The 20,021-nt window shown below is 59.2% G+C and carries 17 protein-coding genes and 1 riboswitch; of the genes, 7 read left to right on the plus strand and 10 right to left on the minus strand.

Annotated elements, in window-relative coordinates; all coding sequences use genetic code 11:
- Position 1: 1 nt before the first annotated feature.
- Positions 2-685 (minus strand): DedA family protein, encoded by a 684-nt coding sequence (locus tag QP109_RS01385; protein ID WP_285022947.1) that lies wholly within the window; start codon positions 683-685, stop codon positions 2-4.
- A gap of 175 nt (positions 686-860) precedes the next feature.
- Here QP109_RS01385 and QP109_RS01390 point away from each other — a divergent pair, with 175 nt between their 5' ends.
- Together QP109_RS01390 and QP109_RS01395 are read left to right on the plus strand one after the other, a co-directional pair.
- On the plus strand, positions 861-3,554 hold the full coding sequence (locus QP109_RS01390; protein ID WP_285022860.1) for a lysylphosphatidylglycerol synthase domain-containing protein: 2,694 nt from the start codon (positions 861-863) through the stop codon (positions 3,552-3,554).
- A gap of 67 nt (positions 3,555-3,621) precedes the next feature.
- Positions 3,622-4,707, plus strand: coding sequence for a Gfo/Idh/MocA family protein (locus tag QP109_RS01395; protein WP_285022862.1), 1,086 nt, complete (start codon positions 3,622-3,624; stop codon positions 4,705-4,707).
- Between the two features lie 81 nt (positions 4,708-4,788).
- On the opposite strand, the gene QP109_RS01400 is transcribed toward QP109_RS01395, so the two are convergent.
- The 9 genes from QP109_RS01400 to QP109_RS01440 form a co-directional block, all read right to left on the minus strand.
- Positions 4,789-5,577 carry a class I SAM-dependent methyltransferase gene (locus QP109_RS01400; protein ID WP_285022864.1) on the minus strand — a complete coding sequence of 263 codons (789 nt, stop codon included), beginning with the start codon at positions 5,575-5,577 and terminating at the stop codon, positions 4,789-4,791.
- Between the two features lie 83 nt (positions 5,578-5,660).
- Positions 5,661-6,275, minus strand: coding sequence for a nucleoside/nucleotide kinase family protein (locus QP109_RS01405; RefSeq protein WP_285022866.1), 615 nt, complete (start codon positions 6,273-6,275; stop codon positions 5,661-5,663).
- On the minus strand, positions 6,275-8,710 hold the full coding sequence (locus tag QP109_RS01410; RefSeq protein ID WP_285022868.1) for an ATP-binding cassette domain-containing protein: 2,436 nt from the start codon (positions 8,708-8,710) through the stop codon (positions 6,275-6,277). Before QP109_RS01410 ends, QP109_RS01405 begins: the two co-directional genes overlap by 1 nt.
- 96 nt (positions 8,711-8,806) lie before the next feature.
- Complete coding sequence (locus tag QP109_RS01415; RefSeq protein ID WP_285022870.1) at positions 8,807-9,412, minus strand: ECF transporter S component; 606 nt, start codon at positions 9,410-9,412, stop codon at positions 8,807-8,809.
- A 32-nt stretch (positions 9,413-9,444) separates the two neighbouring features.
- A riboswitch (TPP riboswitch) is annotated at positions 9,445-9,557 on the minus strand.
- Positions 9,558-9,682: 125 nt separating this feature from the next.
- Entirely contained in the window at positions 9,683-11,131 is a 1,449-nt protein-coding gene (locus QP109_RS01420) for an amino acid permease (protein WP_101628071.1), read from the minus strand.
- A gap of 14 nt (positions 11,132-11,145) precedes the next feature.
- Positions 11,146-11,289, minus strand: a complete 144-nt coding sequence (locus QP109_RS01425) for a hypothetical protein (protein WP_285022872.1) — start codon at positions 11,287-11,289, stop codon at positions 11,146-11,148.
- Positions 11,290-11,477: 188 nt separating this feature from the next.
- Positions 11,478-11,951, minus strand: coding sequence for an SRPBCC family protein (locus QP109_RS01430; protein WP_285022874.1), 474 nt, complete (start codon positions 11,949-11,951; stop codon positions 11,478-11,480).
- 100 nt (positions 11,952-12,051) lie between these two features.
- A complete protein-coding gene (locus QP109_RS01435; protein ID WP_285022876.1) occupies positions 12,052-12,606 on the minus strand; it encodes a DUF2249 domain-containing protein in 555 nt (184 codons plus the stop codon).
- 94 nt (positions 12,607-12,700) lie between these two features.
- Positions 12,701-13,165, minus strand: a complete 465-nt coding sequence (locus QP109_RS01440; RefSeq protein ID WP_285022878.1) for a RidA family protein — start codon at positions 13,163-13,165, stop codon at positions 12,701-12,703.
- A 397-nt stretch (positions 13,166-13,562) separates the two neighbouring features.
- Between QP109_RS01440 and QP109_RS01445 the strand changes: the two genes are divergently transcribed.
- From QP109_RS01445 to QP109_RS01465, 5 genes are all read left to right on the plus strand, one after another.
- Complete coding sequence (locus QP109_RS01445; RefSeq protein WP_285022880.1) at positions 13,563-14,153, plus strand: 2-oxoacid:acceptor oxidoreductase family protein; 591 nt, start codon at positions 13,563-13,565, stop codon at positions 14,151-14,153.
- Positions 14,146-15,405 carry a pyruvate ferredoxin oxidoreductase gene (porA, locus tag QP109_RS01450; RefSeq protein WP_285022881.1) on the plus strand — a complete coding sequence of 420 codons (1,260 nt, stop codon included), beginning with the start codon at positions 14,146-14,148 and terminating at the stop codon, positions 15,403-15,405. Before QP109_RS01445 ends, porA begins: the two co-directional genes overlap by 8 nt.
- Positions 15,406-15,417: 12 nt before the next feature.
- On the plus strand, positions 15,418-16,539 hold the full coding sequence (locus QP109_RS01455; RefSeq protein WP_285022882.1) for a thiamine pyrophosphate-dependent enzyme: 1,122 nt from the start codon (positions 15,418-15,420) through the stop codon (positions 16,537-16,539).
- Positions 16,540-16,555: 16 nt separating this feature from the next.
- A complete protein-coding gene (locus QP109_RS01460; protein WP_285022883.1) occupies positions 16,556-18,181 on the plus strand; it encodes an NAD(P)-binding protein in 1,626 nt (541 codons plus the stop codon).
- A 172-nt stretch (positions 18,182-18,353) separates the two neighbouring features.
- Complete coding sequence (locus QP109_RS01465) at positions 18,354-19,964, plus strand: MFS transporter (protein WP_285022884.1); 1,611 nt, start codon at positions 18,354-18,356, stop codon at positions 19,962-19,964.
- Positions 19,965-20,021: the final 57 nt, after the last annotated feature.

A 20,021-nucleotide genomic window follows, 5' to 3' on the forward strand; every position in this document is an offset into this window, starting at 1 on the left:
TTTACTCCTGCGGAAGCGTGCCCGCGTCTAAAGCGTCTACAGCGGGTTCGTCCTGGTCCTTGTGCGAACGGTGAAGGATGAACTCAACGATCATCGGGATCAGGGAGACGAACACGATCGCCAAAATAATGATCGACAGGTGATCGTGCACGAAGTCGACGCCACCCAAGACCGAACCCAGGTAGGTGATGCCTGCGCCCCAGAGCAACGAGCCAAGCGAGTTAAACGCCAAGAACTTCGGATAGGGGTAGCGTGCAATGCCTGCAGCAAGCGGAATGAAAGTACGCACGAAGGGGATGAATCGACCAATCACCAGCGCGCGACCGCCGTAGTTCAGGAAGTAGCTCTCCGCTTTGTGCAGATGCTCGGTCTTCAAGAAGCGCGCATCGTCAGAAAACAGGCGACGACCGTAGCGCGCACCCAGCCAATAGCCGATCTGCGCACCGATAAATGCGGCGATGAAGGTCAGGATGACCAGAGTTGGCAGGTGCAAACCCAGACGGTCGTGCAGAAGACCCGCTGTGAACAGCAAGGAGTCACCGGGAAGAACCGGGAACAAGACGCCCGACTCGATCAGCACGATCGCAAGTGTGCCCCACAAAACCCACGGGCCCATTGCTAGAAGCAAGCCCTCCGGATCATGGAACCAGCCGATGAACGTGCTCAGCCAGCTTGAATCGGCCATCGGCGACAGGGTAGGCGAAAGCGCCGGCAGAAGATCGGTGGCGAGGGTCGATAAGTTCACTCAGTCTCCTTGATACTCGTGCGAGCTTTTCTCGCGCGTTGGCGGGACGTAGCGCTCGGCATATTCCCGCGCTTCACACCCTACCCGTCAAGCGCTCGCAGTTAGGATTGAGAGCATGGAGTACACAGAGGATGACGTCACACCCGCAGGTTCCGGTGACGTTTCCTCTCAGACTGATTCTGTCCTTGCAGACCACGAGACCCCTGAAGACCCGCAGAATTATGCGGAATCTGAAGCTCTGGCTGACACCGCGGATACCGAATCTGACGTGGTGAACAACGGCGTGGATGATGAAGCGAAACCCCACACACCTGGCCGTCTGCCCGTCCCCGTTCACTATGCGGATAGGCAGACTCCGCGCAGGCGACGTCGCGAGGACTTGTTTCAAGCACTTTTCTGTGTTTTCGGAATCGCTGCCACGTGGGCAATCGGCGTTTTTGCGAACGCGACTACGCAGGGCGTGACAGAGGATGTCCTTCGTTTTCGTTTCATCCGTGAAATTCTGCTTCTTCCGATCACGTTGATCGAGGGTAGCGTTGTCCTGATCGCTCCGATTGCGATTGTGGTTGCGCTGGCCTTACGTCGGCGTATTTCCGCGATCGCTCATTCTGTGGGTACGGCGATCGTCGCGGTACTGGTGGGGTGGGCACTCCTCTGGGCGACTTCACTGCTACCTGATGACATCACGGCTCCTCTTCGCGTGGCGAAGGCTGTCGCACTGTTGGGTGATACAACGTCAACGGCGCTGGGGATCAACCTGATCGTGATCACGCTCTGCGCAATGTTCACTGTCGCGGGTGAGATGCAGAATATGCGAACCGTCCGTTGGGCGTGGATCGGCCTATGGGTGATTGTTTTCCTTGGCGTGATGCGTTCGTCGATGACTCTTCCGAGCGCGTTCATTTCCGTGTTCATCGGCCGGATTGTTGGTTCAATTGCGCGGTGGTTTTTCGGCTTCGAGGATCGTCGCGCCTCGGGTACGGATATCGTTTCCGCTCTTTTGGACTTGGGTCTGGTGCCAGTTCGCGTGGTGCGTACCGATTTGGATACATCAAGCGAACCACTTTCGGCTTGGTCGATTATCGAAGATTCACGAGGCCGGCTCCACATTCAAAGTCGTGACGTGCAGACTGTCGAATACACGGTGAATCGTCGGCCTGACGTTGACGAAAATCGTCATTATCAGGTGTGGACGGTTGATGATCAGCTGTATGAAGTGGTGGCGTTGGATCCCGGTCGCGAGATTGTCGGAACGCTTGTTGACGTGTGGAACAACGTGCGCTTGCGCGGAATTTCGCGATGGATTTCCCCGTCTCTGAAGGCAACAACGGAACGCGCTACGTTGACTTCCCTTACAGCCCGTAAAGCTGGTGTTCACACCCCCGACGTTGCTGGAATCGCTCAGGCTGGCGAGTCGTTTATTTCCGTATCGCAGGCGCTTCCACCGACGGCTCCGCTCACGTCATTCGAGGCTGACCAGATCAGTGACGCGATGCTCGATGAGGCGTGGACGCAGCTTCGTGCCGCCCATCGAAGCGGTATTAGCCACCGGGATCTTTCCCAGGATGCCGTGCTCTTAGACGATAGGGGGGAACTGTGGATTGTCGATTGGCAAAAGGGCGAGGTCGCAACCACTGAGCTCAACCGCCGTATCGACATTGCCCAGATGCTTGTCTTGCTCTCGCTTGCCGTCGGCAGTGAACGAGCTTTGGAATCGGCCCGCAGAACGGTGGCGCCCGAAGTTTTGACCTCGTGCGCAGCCGTGTTACAGGAACCGGTGTTGCCGACGAGCGTCCGACAAAACGTGCGCCGAACTGACCTGACGGAAAATCTGCGCGCGCAGTTGATGGGCGTTGAATCTGACGATGAAGTGGAGCTGACGGATCTTCAGCGTTTCCGCCCGCGCACCGTAATCATGGTGGCGGTTCTTTTCACGGCGCTCGTCGTTGTTTTGGGCTCGCTGAACTTCGAAGACATTACGGCAGCGGTGACGCAGGCGAACCCGTGGTGGATGGCGCTCTCGTTTGGACTCGCATGCTTGACATGGGTTGGTGGCGCGATCCCACTGATGGCACTCAGCCCCGTGAAACTGCGCTTCCGGGAGGCTGTCACCGCACAGATCGGCGCATCGATCGCGACGATCGTTGCCCCCGCCGGCGTCGGTCCCGCGGTCGTCAACCTGCGACTATTGAAAAAGAAGAAGGTTGGCACGGTTGTCGCTGCCACCACGGTCACTTTGCAACAATTGATCCAGTTGGCGTTCATCCTGTTGTTCCTGCTGATCGCGATGGTACTCAACGGCAGTTCTTTCTCCGTCCAGTTGCCGTATGGCACGATCCTTGCGGTCGTTGTCGTTGTCATTGCAGTGATTGCAGCTCTCTTGTCGATTCCGCAGTTCAGAAAGTGGGTGTGGTCGAAGATCGAGCCGACATGGACTCAGGTGCACCCCCGTCTGATCTGGATTGTTGGACAGCCTCAACGTCTGCTTGCCATTCTTGGCGGAAATGTTCTGATGAACGTCGGTTTCATCGGAGCTTTCTGGGCGGCCCTTGCCGCGATGGGTGGCTCCATGAACCTCCTGTCACTGGCTTTGACCTACTTGGCTTCGAACTCTCTGGGTTCTGTCATCCCCTCGCCCGGCGGTATTGGTCCTGTCGAAGCTACCCTCACCGCCGGTCTTCAGGTTGCCGGCGTTCCCCTATCAATCGGCCTGCCCACCGCGGTCCTCTACCGTCTGGTAACGTTCTACGGTCGTATCCCCTTCGGTTGGCTGGCGATGAAGTACATGGAGCGCAAGGACCTGCTCTGATTCTCAGTGCGTGAGTACTCTTGTTCGACCACGCGACGATTTTCATTCGCTATGAAACAATAGGGGTATGACAACGCAGTCGAATCCTCATACAGCCCTTGCCCCTCTACCCGCTCCCCTGGCCGAACTGGCCGCAGGCGTGGAACTCCTTGATCCGATGGAAGCGCCCGCAATTCGCTGGGGCATCCTCGGTGCTGGCGGAATTGCAGCAGTTTTTGCTCATGACGTCGCCGCCTACTCGTCCGGCGTGATGGCAGGTATCGCAGCTCGCGATCCGAAGCGCGCTCAAGAGTTCGCCGCAACCTACAACGTCGAAAAGGCCTACGACTCGTACGAGGACCTCGTTGCAGCCGATGATATTGACGCCGTCTACGTCGCCACCGTCCACCCGCAGCACGAGAAACTGGCGACCCTCGCGCTCAACGCCGGCAAGCCGGTCTTGGTGGAAAAGTGTTTCACCATGGATGCCGTTTCCGCGAAGCGCGTCCTGGATCTGGCGAAGGAAAAGGACCTGTTCTGCATGGAAGCCATGTGGACGCGTCACCTGCCACACCAGAAGGTACTCAGCCAGATTGTCGCCAATGGTGGTCTCGGTGCGGTTTCGACCGTTCACGCTGATCACGGCCAAAAGCTGGAGCATATTCGTCGCATGTGGGATCCCGAGCTCGGTGGTGGCGCTCTGATGGATCTTGGCGTCTACTCGATGTCTTTCGTCCACCAGATTCTTCCGGACGTGAAGCTTGTGGGAGCAACCGCAAACCTCACCGATCTGGGGGTCGACGTCCAGTCCGCCGCCCTATTGAAGACCGACACCGCGGTGGCAATGGCGGCCTCGAACTTCAACGGCCGATCCGCAACCTACGGCGAAGTTGTTTTCGAACGCGGCGCTGTTGAGATGGAAGAGCAGTTCTACCGTCCCTCGACTCTGCGCCTGCGCACTTTCGGTGAAGGCAAGCGCGAAAATGGTGAGACCGTTGAATGGTCGGGCATCGTCCCCGGTGGCTTCCAGTACCAGGCGGCCGAGGTCGCTCGTTGCTTGACCGCCGGCAAGAAAGAATCCGATACGATGCCCAGGTCAGCGACCCTGCGCGTGATGGAACTTCTGGACGAGATGCGCGCTCAGACGAACATCGTTTACCCGTGGGAGAAGTGAGCGTCAGCTTTCCTGACTTCACACGTTTGAATGGCCCCGTTTTCCTCTTTGGGAAAGCGGGGTCGCTTCTTTCAGTGTGTTTCAGCGCTTATGCGCCGTCCACACGAGCGTCGTATACGGAATAATCACCGGTTTTTCAGGCTCATAGGCGAGGTGTTCGTAGAGGTACCAGCGCAGATTGTCCTGCATCCGCGCCCGTCCGCCTTCGTTTTGACGCAGGTAGGACGATCGCGTTGTGCCCAAGCGAAGAATGTCCTCAGGGGTGATGCGCTCTTCGAAGTTCACGAGGCCGAGCACCGGCTCAGTGAATTGGCTGGAAAAGCTCGGAGGCTTGTCGGGTCGGTGCACGTCACCGGACCTCATAATTCTGGTCAGGCGATGAACCCAGGGGATGGAAACATCCATTTGGTTCCACACCACTCCAATCCCACCGCGATCCTTCAGGATTCGGCTTGCTTCGTAGCTCGCGAGCTCTTCGTCGACCCAGTGCCACGATTGCGCATAGACAACGAGGTCGACACTGCCGGTCGGCAAACCGGTATCTTCTGCGGTTCCATCGTGAATCGCGATGAGGTGACGCCAGCATGGTGAGCGCTCTTCGAGTGCTTCACTCATCTGCTGGCGCATTGCTTCTGACGGTTCAACAGCCTCCACGCATATGCCACGCTCGGCAATAAGCGCGCTCATTTTGCCTGTTCCAGCACCAATATCGGCAATGCGGGGGCACTGCTCGCCAGCGGGATCACTCTTGCCAGCGGAATGATCTGCCAAGCCCCGCCTCGTCACTTCGACAAGCTGGTCAACGACCGAAGCTGGGTATGCCGGACGCACCGAGGCGTACTCGGGGGAGGCAATGTCGAAAGGATTCATTAGCGAGAAGTCTAGTCACTGCGAACGCTCAGGCGAGGATGGGACAGACGAATGCGTTGGGTAGGCAATAGGCTCGCGCAATGTCAGGTCAGAACGATCGCGTCAGCGAGCTCTTGTGGTTGATCGACCAGAAGGCGAGCATCATCTTGCTCGGCCCAGGTGCGCCAATGTGGCCGATATGTGTCTCCATCGCGGGCAATCGCGCGGTCGTAGCGGACGGGTTCGCCGCCCTCAGCTTCGACCCAGATGACGTAGTCCGCGAGCGCACAACTACGCTCAGTCAGCGCCCCGCACCCTTCGACGATCGTGGGAACACCGGGAAGAACCTGCTTTGGGTCACGTTCAGTGGATGCTTCCCAATCCCAGGGGCGATAGGTGGCGATGCGACCCGCACGAAGGTCGGCCATCACCGTTTCGGTGATGGATTGTGCGCCGGCGAGACCCTGCCAACCGCGATACCACTCGTCGGGGCCAATGATTCGCCACGTGTATCCGCCAGCCATGTCATTCAGGACATCACGAAGAGCGAGTGCAAACGTGGATTTGCCTGCGCCCGACAGCCCGTCAACCAGAATGATCGGGGTTTCGCTGGCTGAGGCGCGCGCGTGACTCAGCGTCACTTCGACAATCTCGGCGGGTAACGGCTGACCCGGAGCCCAGGAAAACCGACGTTGTTCAGCCTGTTTGTTCGTCATCATCAGCGCCCAATCAAGGCAAAGTAACCGAAATAGACGGCAGCACTCAACGCGATGATCGGCACCAGAATCGAGACGATCAGCATGATAATGTCTCGAACGCCCATGGAGGACTGGCGCGCCCACGTGCGAGGTCCGGTTGCGCCGAAGCCTCGTGCTTCCATCGTCAAAGACAGTTTCGCGCTACGGCGCAAAGCGAACACGAGCAGTGAGAACGAACCGCGTGCCAGTGACACGACCTTGTGAGCGTCCCCGATTCCTCGGATCCGACGCGCCTGCTCCAAACCCTTCCAGTCAGCGGTCATCAGCCCGGTCATGCGGGCCGCCGCTAAGGTTGCCAGCACGGGACGGGCGGGAACGTGCAGGATTTGCGCCAGACCGTCCGCCATGTCGGTCGGATCAATCCGCGACAGCAACACGATTGCCGGCATGCCAATTGCCAGGACGCGCAGAAAGATTCCGGCTGCCATCCACACGGAGCGCTCCGAGACGATTGCGGGGCCGAATGACCAGAAGATTTCGCCCGCGGGATTCGCGTACAGCAACATCGACAGGGCAGCCAAAGGCGCTGCGAGGAACAGTGGGATCATGCGGAACGCGATCGTCCGGGCGCGAATATGCGTCACCGGCAGAAGCAAAAGTTCCAGTACCAGCGCAATGCCGGCGGATATGACGTCGATCGACAGGATTAACGGCGTCGTCATCAGAATCAGGGACAGCACCTGCGTCACCGGATTCACCAATTCGATAAAACGCTTGGGGCGCGTCGGCTCCATGACGGAGTGCTCGGCCTTCTCTTCCAAGGTGGCGTCCGATGAAGCGTGGCCGGCCTCGTCCGTTGGGATCTGGGGCACAAGCGATGAATTCGCACCCGCTGGCGCAACGCCGACGCTACCGAGATCGATGACGTTCTGCCCCATCGCTTCGACGAAGGCGGGGTCGTGCGTAATCGAGACGAGCGTCGTTCCGAGAGCCTGCGCACGGCGAAGCAATCTGACCAATTCAAGCCACGTTGTGCGATCCTGGCCGAACGTCGGTTCGTCGAGAATCAGCAGTTCGGGTGCGCTGATCAGCGCGCTCGCAACAGAAAGTCGGCGCTTTTCGCCACCCGACAGGGTCATCGGGTTCGCGCCAGCAAGTGCGGTTAGGCCCAGTGCGGCCAGGTGCTCATCAACGAGGTCGGCCAATTCGTCTCCATCGATTCCCTCTTGACGAGGGCCGATCTCAAGCTCACCGCGCACAGTTGTAGAGACGAACTGATACTCGGGTTCCTGGAAGACCATGGAGATTCGGCCAAGGAGGTCCTTTGAACGCCACTCGTGCGGGTCAGCGGATTCGCTGGGAAGACCATCCTTCGGGGCGGCGCTGATTGTGCCTTCAATCTGCGGTAACAGGCCGGCGAGCGTCAGAGCGAGAGTCGTCTTACCCGCACCGTTCGCGCCAACGAGACAGGTCGATTGGCCTCGCGGAATATCGAGGCTGATACCGGTGCGGACAGGATGCTCCGGTGAGTAGCCGATCGTCAGGTCACGAACTGACAGAATGGGAGTGGAATCTGTCTGCCCTCCGTTATCGAGAGCCTGATTCTCTCCTTCGCTCACTCCGAGCGCGGCAACAACATCGTCGTCGGGAAGCCAAATGCCCCGCTGTTTCAGCGTCTCACCCTGCTCGACAAGCACCTGATCAATCGGGCCGTCAGCTGCAACGGCGCCATCGAGGATCACGATCACACGATCAACGAGCGACGCCCACACATCCACGCGATGCTCAATAACGACCATCGTTGCGCCACTCACAGCAAGGACACGCTCAACCGCGTCGCGAATCCCCGCAACGCCTTCCGGATCAAGGTTCGCGGTCGGCTCATCAAGAAGCAGAAGACCGGGCTGCATCGCCAAAATCGACGCGAGTGCGAGGCGCTGTTTCTGACCGCCCGACAACATCGACGTATTGCGATCACGGCTGACATTCAGGCCAACCGCTTCCAAAGCGGCATCAACGCGCGGCCAAATCTCTTCGCGCGGAACCCCGAGGTTCTCCATGCCGAACGCCACGTCATCACCGACGCGCGCAAGCACAACCTGAGCCTCAGGATCCTGCATCATCAAGCCGATGCGACCGCGAAGATTCTCCGGCTTCTCGCCATCGACCAATAGGGAGCCTCGCGCTTCACCCTCATCTTCCCCACCGAGCAGGCCAGCCAAACCCGCCATCAACGTCGACTTACCTGAGCCACTCGGGCCCAAAACCAGAACGCGCTCACCCGGGTTAATCTGCAGATTCACCCCATCGAGCGTCCACTTCAGACGACCGCCATGACGCCAACCCCAGTCTTCGATCACTACCGATGCGGGGGTACGAGGCGCCCGCGCATCCTTCCCACGTAACAAGTCAGAGTGAGAAGCAGGGACACCGGGATCAGGCAGATTAGTCGTCATTGTGCAACGCCCCAGAAAGAGTAGAAACCGATCAAGGCCTGGACCCGCTGGCGGTGGCTTGTGCCTTCGCCAGCGGGTCCAGGCCTCGTCAATTCATCAGACGCGAGTCCGAACCTCGCGACCGGCCGCGAAACGATCCAGCGCGCCAGTCTGCGCAAGACCGCGAACCAGCAGCCATGCCAGCAGGCCCGCAATCGCACCCGAAATGATCAGTGTGATCAAGTAGGTGATGTTGAAGCCGAAGGACTTCGCCATGTTGCCGAACGCCAGGAACTCAAGGATCCACGCGCCCACACCGGCACCGGCACCCGAAAGGGCGGCAACCGTCAGGCTGAAGCGACGGTAAACGAAGAGAGCGAAGATGATATCGGCGCCCAGACCCTGAGCAAGACCCGAGTACAGCGTCGAAATACCCCACTGTGAACCCAGCGCAGCGGAAACCGAAGCAGCAATGACCTCAACCAGGATTGCAGCACCCGGCTTGCGGACGATCAATCCACCAATCGGGCCACCGATCAGCCAAATACCGGTAATCAGACCACCGAAACCGGGGGTCACTGCATCCAGAACGTCGTAGCCCAAGCCACCAACCTGGTTCCAGATCAGGAACAGCAAACCACATGCAACACCAAGAATCGCGGTGGTCACCATGTCAACGACGCGCCAATTCAGGCGGGGTGCGGATGCAACGTTGTCACTCATGCTGAAGAACTCCTCTCGTGTACAGCATGGTGCTCACGAGTAGGAAGCCTCCCTACGCCGGCATTACCCGGTTCAGGTTCGACGGTCGAAGGCACTTTGCCTTCCTCTCAACCCAGCACGCGTGCGGGTTCCCGTGGCACTGAAGTAAAGCCTAATCAGCGGATACACAGATTGCGAATTCAGGCGGTCGATATTTCAGAAAATGAAAGGACGTGCGATACGGAGATGCCGGATGTGTCGACAACAGGGGCGAGAAGTCGCGCCTGTGCGTCAAACATCGGCGACCGCGTGATCGAGGGTGCCTTCCTCTGCGCGTTTCAACATGCGATGGCGATTGATCAGCGCAACACCGACGATAAAGACAATCCACACGAGGGACGTGAACAAGCCCTGACGCGTGTCCTCAAACAGGATGAGGACGGCGACCATCGCCAGCATGAAGATGAAGACGATCCACGCGGATGCTGCGCCCCACGGAGCCTTGAAGACGGAGGCTTCGTGGCGCTCAGGGTAGCGACGCAGGTAAATCAGGTACGAGACGATGATGACGACCCACACGCCCATGAACAGGGTTGCCGACATGGATGTGACCAGCGTGAACGCCGCGGAGATCGACCCGCCGGACGCCATGACGATAATGCCGGACAGCAGGCAGACACACGACAGGAACAGGGCGTTCTTCGGGACGTGACGGCGAGACAGGCGGGCAAAGATCTTGGGGGCGTCTCCGCGCGACGCCAGGCCGAACAGCATACGCGACGTTGAGTAGATGCCGGAGTTCGCCGACGATGCAGCAGAGGTCAGAACGACAATGTTCACGATCGTCGCGGCCGCCGCTAGGCCGGTCATGGAGAACATGGTGACGAACGGTGAACGCTCGGGGTCAACCTGGTCCCACGGGGTCACCATCATGATCGCGGCGAGAGCCGCGACGTAGAACAGCATGATGCGCACGGGGATGGAGTTAATCGCCTTGGGCAGAGTCTTTTCCGGGTCGGCGGTTTCCGCGGTCGTCGTGCCGACCAGTTCGATGCCGACGAATGCGAAGAGAGCAATCTGGAAGCCACCCAAGAATCCGATGAAGCCCTTCGGGAAAACACCGCCGTGCGACCAGAGGTTTGATACCGCAGCGGTCGTGCCAGCTTCGGAGGTGGTGTGTATGGCGACCATGATGAAACCAACGACGACCAGCGCAAGAATCGCAACGATCTTGACCAGCGCGAACCAGAATTCTGTTTCACCAAACGCCTTCACGGTCATCGCGTTCAGGGAGAACAGCAGGACTGTCGTAATGACAATCGGGATCCACGCGGGCGTTTGTGGCCACCAGAATCTGACGTATCCGGTGATGGCAATCACGTCGGCGACGCCGGTGACGACCCAGCACATCCAGTACGTCCAGCCGGTGACGAACCCGGCCCAGGGACCGATGAGGTCGCGGGCGATGTCAGCGAACGTGTGATAGCGCGAGTCCGACAGAAGTAACTCACCCATCGCGCGCATGAACATGAACAGGATCGCGCCGATAATGATGTAGACCAGCAGGATCGAAGGGCCTGCTGTGGCGATCGTCTTGCCGGAGCCCATGAACAGGCCGGTGCCAATTGCGCCACCGATTGCGATGAGCTGGACGTGGCGGTTTTGCAGGTTGCGTTGCAGGTGACCACTTTCGCCGGTGTCGGCTCCTGCGCTAGGCGCAGGTGTTCCGGTCGCGCTCATGCCGTGACTACTCATCAGACTCCTTCCGCGTCGACGATATCGCCGAGCGTGTGCGTGTCGGCGGTGATGACGCCGGCACTACGGGTAAGCCGAGCACTGCTGCCTGCAAGGTCCGTCATTCGCTCACAGTGCCCCAATAACCGTTTACGATACTTCACCTTCGCGTTACCTTTTCATGCGCGACACATGGCAAACGAGTCACTTCACATTCACTCAACCGTGCCCCACCTGCGCAGATGTGTCGATTTACACGATCTTGCGCCTTCGCGTTTTCTCTTCCTCAATCACGAGGCCGCCCACACCACAAAGCACCAGGGCTTGCAGTGTGGGCGGTCTGAAGAAAGGTTCAGGCTTCGAGGTGAGCTTTGATCGCATCAAGCGCTTCAGCCCACATTCCCGCTTCGTCATCCCACATTTGGCGGGCCTCGTCTTCATCGTCGCTGACTGACGAGAGGCCGGACTCTTCGATGTGAACGCTCACCGAGTCACCCTCTTCAGAGAGGGAGATTTCGACGCGAGTCGCGTATTCGTCGGGGAGCTCATCGGATGCGATTGGATACCAGCGGAAAGCGACGACATCCATCGGATCCTCGTCTGCTTTTTCGACCAGCCACTCGCCCGCTTCGGGGTCAGTCACGTGGTAGATGCCCTCGTCATCAAGGGTGACCTCGTGGTCGTCGACCGGACCATCATTAACCCACCAGCCAGGTTCGCTGACAACTGCCCACACATCTTCAACAGAGGCGGCAATTCCACGGTCAACTTCGACGCGGTCGAAGTCCTCTTCCGGAGTGTTCTCATCATCATCGAAGAAGTTCATACCTCAACGGTAACCGGAATCTGCCCGCATCACTAGATGAACGCGAATATGACTTTGGGGTGCGTCGCGATCCGCGATGCACCCCAAAGTGAGTGAACGATCAGGAAATACGCGTGACGCGGTAGCGCCAGTTTTCCGGACCCGCTTCGATGGTCTCGACACGGTAGTGAGACTCGGACTCCTGCAGGTGAGCAAACAGCGGGTCAGGCTGATGCGGAGCGCGGATCTGGATGTTTTCGCCTACCGGCAGAGAATCCATTGCCGCGAACAAGGCTGCGCGACGAACGACCTTCGGGATCGAGTGAAGAACGAGTTCTTCAACGCCCGCACCATGGCCGTGGTGTCCGTGACCGTGATGACCGTGTCCATGACCTCCGCGGCCATGTCCCTTACCACCGCAGCCACAACCGCCTTCCGGCTTTGCCTCTTCAGCCTTATGACCGTGTTCACCACAGCCACAACCGGACGTGGTTTCTTCAACGGGGGCCTCGTGGCCGTGACCCTTGCCACCGCAACCACATCCCCCACCGTTTCCATGACCGCCACAGCCACAGCCACCTTCGGACTTCGCGTCTTCGGTGCCGGTTCGCGCGTCAATGAGCTTGAATGTCTGATGGTTCTGCGAGGGCGCTACCTCGGGCAGAGTGTCGGCCATTTTTCCTCCAAAAGCTTGAGTCATTCACTCGAAATATACCCTATGGGGGTACCCGTTCAGTATAGGAGTTCCGCGCCATTTCAGCGCGAGCAGATCAGTCTTCGCGGAGCGCGAATTCTGCTTCGACCTCGACGGATACGTTTAACGGCAGGGCCGCAACACCGACTGCAGAACGCGCGTGTGCGGTGCCGAAGATTTCAGCAAACAGTTCAGACGCGCCATTGATGACGCCGGCCTGGCCGTAGAAGTCAGGGCGCGACGACACGAAGCCAACAACCTTGACGACACCTGCTAGGTTGTCGACTCCACCCGCCAACGCTGCGGCTGCCGCGAGCGCGTTGAGCGCGCAGACGCGCGCGGCATCCTTGGCATCTTCGAGGTCAACTGCATCCTCACCGACTGCGCCGATGCAAACGGGTTCACCGTTAACAACGGGGATCTGACCCGAGGTCCGGATAACACCGCGGTCGAGGACGGCCGGCACATATGCGGCAACAGGAGTTGCGACGGGCGGAAGTTCCAGGCCAAGTTCGGCAAGTTTTTCAGATGGCAGGCTCATGACTGTCCTTTCAGTTTTCGCTGATCATATTCGTCGCAGGCGCCTGCCCGCTCCTTAGTGTCGAGTTAGTGTCGAGCAGCGCCGATTGCCTTCTACGTTAGGCGTCTTTGCCATCGTCCGCGACCGCGCGAGGATGATCGTCACTGCGAAGACACCAATGTTCACTCCAAGGAATGAAACGACAAGGTCGGCACGCTGTGGAGGACATAGGGTTCACATAGGCATTAGGGCCAATTGATGTGATGTGGCACCACTCATCGTTTTACGACACTTCGGTTGCACGTTTTTATGTCGCCTGTCACTAACAATCTCACCTTTCGACACGTATAAACCGCGCTATTACGCGACTTTTTCAGGGCTCACACAAATTGTTGACAATCAACCTACGGTCGAAGACATGGTTGAAGTGAGAATCCACGGCCGAGGAGGACAGGGAGTCGTCACGGCATCCGACCTGTTAGCAATGGCTGCTTTTACAGACGGACACCACACGCAAGCTTTCCCATCCTTCGGTTCAGAACGTACTGGCGCACCCGTTGTGTCCTTCTGCAGGATCACCGACAAGGAGATTCGTACGCGCGAGCCGGTGCTCGAACCTGACGTCATCGTCGTTCAGGATCCGACGCTGTTGTCGGTGATGGACGTGTTCGCCGGCTTGAAACCTGAAGGGTACGTGCTTTTAAACTCAACAAAATCATTCGAAGAGCTCGGTCTGATGGACCTCGTGAATTCTTTACCCCAGGGGCATGCGATCACGATCCCCGCATTCGACATCGCCCGCGAGCACATGGGCAGGCCGCTTCCGAACGCGGTCATGCTCGGCGGAGTCGCGGCGCTGACCGGCTTGATCGCCCTAGATTCCGTCACCGACGCAATCCGCAAGCGGTTCCCCGGCAAGGTTGGCGAAGCAAACGTTAACGCCGCGACCGCCGCATACGACCAAGTGAACGCTGAGCGCGCAAACACGAAGGAGGGCGCTGATGCGTGAACAAATCGAAGGATCGCAGGCGATCGCAAAGGCTGTCGCAGCTTGCTCGCCCGAAGTGATCGCCGCCTACCCGATCAGCCCACAAACGCACATCGTCGAGGCCCTCTCCGCGCTGGTGAAGAAGGGCGACCTGACGGGATGCGAGTACCTGAACGTTGAATCCGAGTTCGGTGCAATGAGCGCCTGCATCGGCGCTTCCGCCGTTGGCGCGCGCACCTACACGGCAACCGCATCGCAGGGCCTGCTGTTCATGGTCGAAGCGGTGTACAACGCTGCCGGCCTTGGCCTGCCAATCGTCATGACCGTCGCAAACCGCGCAATCGGAGCTCCGATCAACATTTGGAACGACCACACGGACGCGATGAGCCAGCGCGATTCCGGTTGGCTACAGCTCTATGCCGAGACGAACCAAGAGGCCGCTGACCTGCACGTTCAGGCGTTCCGTATCGCCGAAGAGCTCTCCATCCCGGTCATGGTCTGCATGGATGGCTTTATCCTGACCCACGCGATGGAGATCGTGGACGTTCCCGAAGCGGAGCAAGTCAAGAAGTTCCTGCCCGACTATGAACCGCGTCAGGTTCTCGATCCGGCACATCCGGTATCGATCGGTGCAATGGTCGGTCCCGAGGCCTACACCGAGGTCCGCTACCTCGCTCACCATCGCCAGATGCAGGCGCTGGAACTCATCCCGCAGGTTCAAAAGGAATTCGCCGAAATCTTCGGACGCGATTCGGGCGGTCTGGTTCGCCCCTACCGTTTGGATGACGCCGAGACGATCATCGTGTCAATGGGCTCCGTGCTGGGCACCATCAAGGACGTCGTCGACGAACGCCGCGAGCGCGGCGAAAAGATCGGCGTTCTGGGCATCACGAGTTTCCGCCCGTTCCCGATCGACGCGGTGCGCGAGGCCCTGAAGAACGCCAAGCGTTTCGTGAACATCGAGAAAGCCTTCTCCGTTGGTATCGGTGGCATAGTGTCGTCGCACTGCCGTTCAGCCGTTCGCGGGATGGGCATCGACAACTACGAGGTCATCGCTGGCCTGGGTGGTCGCCCGATCACGAAGGCATCACTCGACTCGATGCTGGACGACTTGGAAGCGGGCACGCTACCCGCGCAGACGTTCTTGGATCTGGATCACGAGCTGGTGGACGCCGAGCTCGCACGCGAAAACGCCACGCGCCGAAGTGGCCCGACCGCAGAGAACATCATGCGTGATTCGAAGGCCCGCACCGATGCGGCTCTAGGGAATTGAGAGGGATAACTGATGGCTGTTGAACTTGGCATTCCCGGTGTTGGCGCGACGCAGATCCCTGCTCGCGAGCACGTGAAGTTTTATCAGGTTGGGTCCTACGCGGTGGGCAACCGACTTGCTGATGAGGACTACCGTTCGGTTCAGTCCGATCCGAATCGTCTCAATACGCTGACGTCTGGCCACCGCGCCTGTCAAGGGTGTGGCGAGGCACTAGGTGCTCGCTACGCGCTTGATACGGCGGCGGCCGCAGCTCACGGTGACCTTGTCACGGTGAATGCAACCGGGTGCCTCGAGGTTTTCTCAACCCCCTATCCCGAGTCGGCCTGGACCCTGCCGTGGCTACACTCCCTGTTCGGTAATGCTCCTGCCGTTGCGGCAGGCGCTGCCGCTGGCTTGCGAGCCAAGGGTAAGCAGACTCGAGTCATCGCTCAGGGCGGTGACGGTGGCACGGTCGATATCGGCATGGGTTGCCTGTCGGGCATGTTCGAACGTAACGACGACGTCCTCTACATCTGCTACGACAACGAGGCGTATATGAACACGGGCGTTCAGCGTTCCGGCGCAACGCCTCCAACCGCTCGCACCGCGACGACTCAGCCGGTTGGCAAAAACCCCGGCAACCGTTTCGGTCAGGGCAAAGACATGGCTCGCATCGCCATGGCGCACGAGATTCCCTACGTTGCCACGGCCACGGTCGCTGACCTTCGCGACCTGGAATACAAGGTCAACAAGGCGATGAGCTACCACGGTGCCCGCTACATTCATGTCCTCGTCCCCTGCCCACTCGGCTGGGGCGCGGCCTCAAATATCACCGTGAAACTCGCACGACTGGCAACGCAAACGGGACTCTTCCCCGTCTTCGAAGCAGAGGGTGGCGAAATCACGTCGGTGACAAAGATCCGCCGTCCCGCTCCCGTCGAAGAATACCTGCGCCCGCAACGTCGCTTTGCCCATCTGTTCAAGGGCGGGGGCGATCCTGAAACTCTTGCACGCCTGCAGGCGATTGCTGACCGAAATATCCGTCGCTACGGCTTGATCGACGCAGATCAGCTGGACGAAGACGTTCTCGACCGCGTCCTGCGCGCACCCGAAGATCCCGAGGGTCGCTTCACAGACGACGAGACCGGCAAGTAAGGAAGAGGACCAGACAATGACGATTGAAACTCAGCCCTTCGCGATCACACTGAATGTGGGGTCGTCGCTGGCAAACGAAACCGGTTCATGGCGCACTGAACGCCCCGTGTACGTTAACCTTCTTCCTCCGTGTAACGTCGCATGCCCCGCTGGCGAGAACATTCAGCAGTGGCTCTACCACGCTGAAGAAGGCGACTACGAGAGCGCATGGCGCGAAATCATGGTCAACAACCCGCTACCCGCAACGATGGGGCGCGTCTGCTACCACCCGTGTCAGACCGCATGTAACCGCGTGCAGGTTGACGAGGCCGTTGGTATTAACGCGATCGAGCGCTTCCTTGGCGACAAGGCAATCGCTGAAGGGTGGACGGTTCCGGTGACCGCTCCCGATTCGGGGAAGTCCGTGCTGATCGTTGGCGCCGGCCCCTCCGGTTTGTCGGCTGCCTACCATCTGCGCATGGCTGGCCACCGCGTGCATATCAAGGAAGCGGGCCCGATGGCCGGTGGCATGATGCGTTTCGGTATCCCGTCCTACCGGTTGCCTCGTCATATCCTCGAAGCGGAAATCAAGCGCATCGAAGACATGGGCGTCACTTTCGAGTTCAATGCGAAGGTGGAGAACATCGACGACGAGGTCGGCAACTGGGACGCGATCTTCTTGGCTGTCGGCGCTCACATCGGTAAGCGCGCCTACATTCCCGCTGGTGAATCGGCGAAGATCATGGACGCCGTTTCGGTTCTTGAAGACGTCGAAACCGGCGAGAAGCCGATGCTCGGCCGTCGAGTCGTCGTCTACGGTGGCGGCAACACAGCTGTCGACGTTGCCCGCACGGCAAAGCGCCTGGGTGCCAGCGAGGCAATCATCGTCTACCGCCGTACCCGCGACCGCATGCCCGCTCACGACATGGAAGTTGCCGAGGCCGAGGAAGAGGGCATCATGATGCGCTGGCTCTCGACCGTGAAGCATGTTGACGGCGAGAAGCTGACGATCGAAAAGATGGAGCTGGACGAAAGTGGCTTCCCGCAGCCGACCGGCGAATTCGAGGAACTCGGCGCCGATTCGCTGATCATGGCTCTGGGCCAGGAGGCAGATCTGTCGCTGATTGAAAATGCGGCCGACATCGAAATCAAGGATGGTGTCGTCACCGTTAACGATCAGATGATGACCGGGATCCAGGGCGTTTTCGCTGGTGGCGACATGGTTCCTTCCGAGCGCACGGTCACGGTTGCGATCGGCCATGGCAAGAAGGCATCGCGCTACATTGACGCCTATTTACGAGGCGCCACATACACGCCAGCCGAAAAGCCCGGCGATGCATCGTTGAGCCGTATGACCACGTGGTACTACTCGGACGCGCCGCACCAGGTGCGCGAAAAGCTTGAAGGGCCTCGTCGCGCCTCCACGTTCGACGAGGTCGTTCAGGGCCTGGATGAAGAATCAGCCGTCTTCGAGGCACGTCGTTGCATGTCGTGTGGCAACTGCTTCGGATGCGACAACTGCTTCGGCGTCTGCCCGGACAATGCGATCACGAAGATCAAGCCCGGCACGTACGAGTTCAAGTACGACTACTGCAAGGGTTGCGGTGTGTGTGCTGAAGAGTGCCCATGTGGCGCGATCTCAATGGTGCCTGAGCAGGTATAACACTGCGATCCACACCGCCACGTCACCGCTTGTCATCGGCTAACAGTCATTGTTTTCCACCCCCCTCCAATAGTTGCCACTTCTCAGACAACAACGCGTGGCTACCCCATACTTTCCCGGAAGTATGCGCAGGTCAGGTGATTTAACGTGTTCATTCGTGCAAGATAGGGGTATGACTTCAAGCGCTCCTCACGGAAAGAACGCTCGTCTTTCCGAAGCTGAACTCTGCACGCTGGTTGAGAACACGCCAGCATCCGGTAAACCGCGCAAAATCGCGCTACTGGCGACAATCGCCACTTTTGGATCCCTACTCTTCGGCTACGACACCGGCGTCATCGCCGGCGCCCTGCCCTACATGTACATGCCCACCGACGCGGGTGGCCTTGCAATCAACGAGTTCGAAGAAGGCCTAGTCGGCGCATTCCTCGCAATCGGTGCGGCCTTCGGCGCAATCATCGGCGGTCGTCTCTCTGACCGCTACGGACGCCGCCACAACATTCTGATCCTCGCCGCCATCTTCGTGATCGGCACACTCGGTTGCACTCTGTCACCGAACGTTTGGATCCTGTATTTCTTCCGCTTCATCCTCGGCTGGGCAGTCGGCGGGGCCTCGGCAACCGTCCCGATTTACCTGTCCGAATCTGCGCCCACGCGCGTACGAGGTCAGCTGGTTGCGCTTGACCAGTTCATGATCGTCTTTGGTCAACTGCTCGCCTACTCGATGAACGCAATGCTCTCGCGCGCTCACGGTGGCCCGCAGGTGCAGGTCGCGTCGGATGCAACAGGCACGCTCAATGCCGGCTCCTGGTACGCGTGGGATCAGGCATCTCAGGTCGCGAACCTCGCCGTTTCGGACGGCAACGGTTCAGTCTGGCGCTGGATGCTTGTCCTGGCTACGATCCCGGCGATCGCACTCTGGATCGGTATGCGCATGATGCCCGAATCTGGACGCTGGTACGCCGCGAACCTCCACTACGCCGAAGCCATCGGCTCACTGAAGCGCATCCGTAACCCCGAACACGATGACGTCGCCTCTGAAGTTCGCCAGATGATCGATCTTCACCAAAAAATCGATGAAGAAGGTCACTGGTCATTGCATCGCACCTTCAAGGTGAAGTGGACACGTCGCTTGGTGTTCATCGGTATCGGGCTCGCGTGTTTCGACCAGCTGACCGGCATCAACACGGCAATGTACTACCTGCCGAAGATCCTGCATGCCGCCGGTTTCTCGTCCGCCGATGCCATCACGATCAACGTCATTACGGGCGCGGTCGCCACGATCGGCGCCGCTTTTGGCCTCTGGCTGGTCGCACGCCTGAAGCGTCGTACCGTCGGTATTTACCAGGAGAGCGGCGTGACGTTCTTCCTGTTCTCTCTGGCTATCGTGTTCGCCGTCGGCATCACCCCGTACACGCACCTCGATGGCACCATCGATTCGACGATCCCTGCCTTCCTGCCCTGGCTGGTCGTCATTCTGGTGTCTCTGTTCGTGTTCGCGAAGCAGTCGGGCACGGTCAACTGGGTTCTCGTATCCGAGATCTTCCCCGCCCGCATCCGTGGCGTCGCCCAAGGCTTCGCGGTCGGGTGTGGCTGGCTGATGAACGCGGTTGTTACCTGGGTGTTCCCGGTGATGATCGCCCATTTAGGAGCTGCGAAAACCTACGCGGTCTTCGGTGCCATCAACGTGATTTCCCTGCTCTTCTACATTTACATCGTGCCCGAAACGAAGGGTGTTTCGCTGGAAGAGTTCGAGGAAGAATTCGCGCTCAAACACGGGCACTGAGCTCCCACCAGCACTTTCAGCCCCAACACTCGGGCCAGATCCGAGATGAAAGATGGC

Origin of the sequence: Pauljensenia sp. UMB9872 (assembly GCF_030212665.1) — a bacterium.
In the GTDB taxonomy this organism is placed as follows: Bacteria; Actinomycetota; Actinomycetes; order Actinomycetales; family Actinomycetaceae; genus Pauljensenia; species Pauljensenia turicensis_B.

Excerpts from the sequence above, each read along its gene's own strand:
- QP109_RS01385 (WP_285022947.1), bottom strand. The coding sequence starts at position 685 with ATGGCCGATTCAAGCTGGCTGAGCACGTTCATCGGCTGGTTCCATGAT.
- QP109_RS01390 (WP_285022860.1), top strand. The coding sequence starts at position 861 with ATGGAGTACACAGAGGATGACGTCACACCCGCAGGTTCCGGTGACGTT.
- QP109_RS01395 (WP_285022862.1), top strand. The coding sequence starts at position 3,622 with ATGACAACGCAGTCGAATCCTCATACAGCCCTTGCCCCTCTACCCGCT.
- QP109_RS01400 (WP_285022864.1), bottom strand. The coding sequence starts at position 5,577 with ATGAATCCTTTCGACATTGCCTCCCCCGAGTACGCCTCGGTGCGTCCG.
- QP109_RS01405 (WP_285022866.1), bottom strand. The coding sequence starts at position 6,275 with ATGATGACGAACAAACAGGCTGAACAACGTCGGTTTTCCTGGGCTCCG.
- QP109_RS01410 (WP_285022868.1), bottom strand. The coding sequence starts at position 8,710 with ATGACGACTAATCTGCCTGATCCCGGTGTCCCTGCTTCTCACTCTGAC.
- QP109_RS01415 (WP_285022870.1), bottom strand. The coding sequence starts at position 9,412 with ATGAGTGACAACGTTGCATCCGCACCCCGCCTGAATTGGCGCGTCGTT.
- QP109_RS01420 (WP_101628071.1), bottom strand. The coding sequence starts at position 11,131 with ATGAGCGCGACCGGAACACCTGCGCCTAGCGCAGGAGCCGACACCGGC.
- QP109_RS01430 (WP_285022874.1), bottom strand. The coding sequence starts at position 11,951 with ATGAACTTCTTCGATGATGATGAGAACACTCCGGAAGAGGACTTCGAC.
- QP109_RS01435 (WP_285022876.1), bottom strand. The coding sequence starts at position 12,606 with ATGGCCGACACTCTGCCCGAGGTAGCGCCCTCGCAGAACCATCAGACA.
- QP109_RS01440 (WP_285022878.1), bottom strand. The coding sequence starts at position 13,165 with ATGAGCCTGCCATCTGAAAAACTTGCCGAACTTGGCCTGGAACTTCCG.
- QP109_RS01445 (WP_285022880.1), top strand. The coding sequence starts at position 13,563 with ATGGTTGAAGTGAGAATCCACGGCCGAGGAGGACAGGGAGTCGTCACG.
- porA (WP_285022881.1), top strand. The coding sequence starts at position 14,146 with ATGCGTGAACAAATCGAAGGATCGCAGGCGATCGCAAAGGCTGTCGCA.
- QP109_RS01455 (WP_285022882.1), top strand. The coding sequence starts at position 15,418 with ATGGCTGTTGAACTTGGCATTCCCGGTGTTGGCGCGACGCAGATCCCT.
- QP109_RS01460 (WP_285022883.1), top strand. The coding sequence starts at position 16,556 with ATGACGATTGAAACTCAGCCCTTCGCGATCACACTGAATGTGGGGTCG.
- QP109_RS01465 (WP_285022884.1), top strand. The coding sequence starts at position 18,354 with ATGACTTCAAGCGCTCCTCACGGAAAGAACGCTCGTCTTTCCGAAGCT.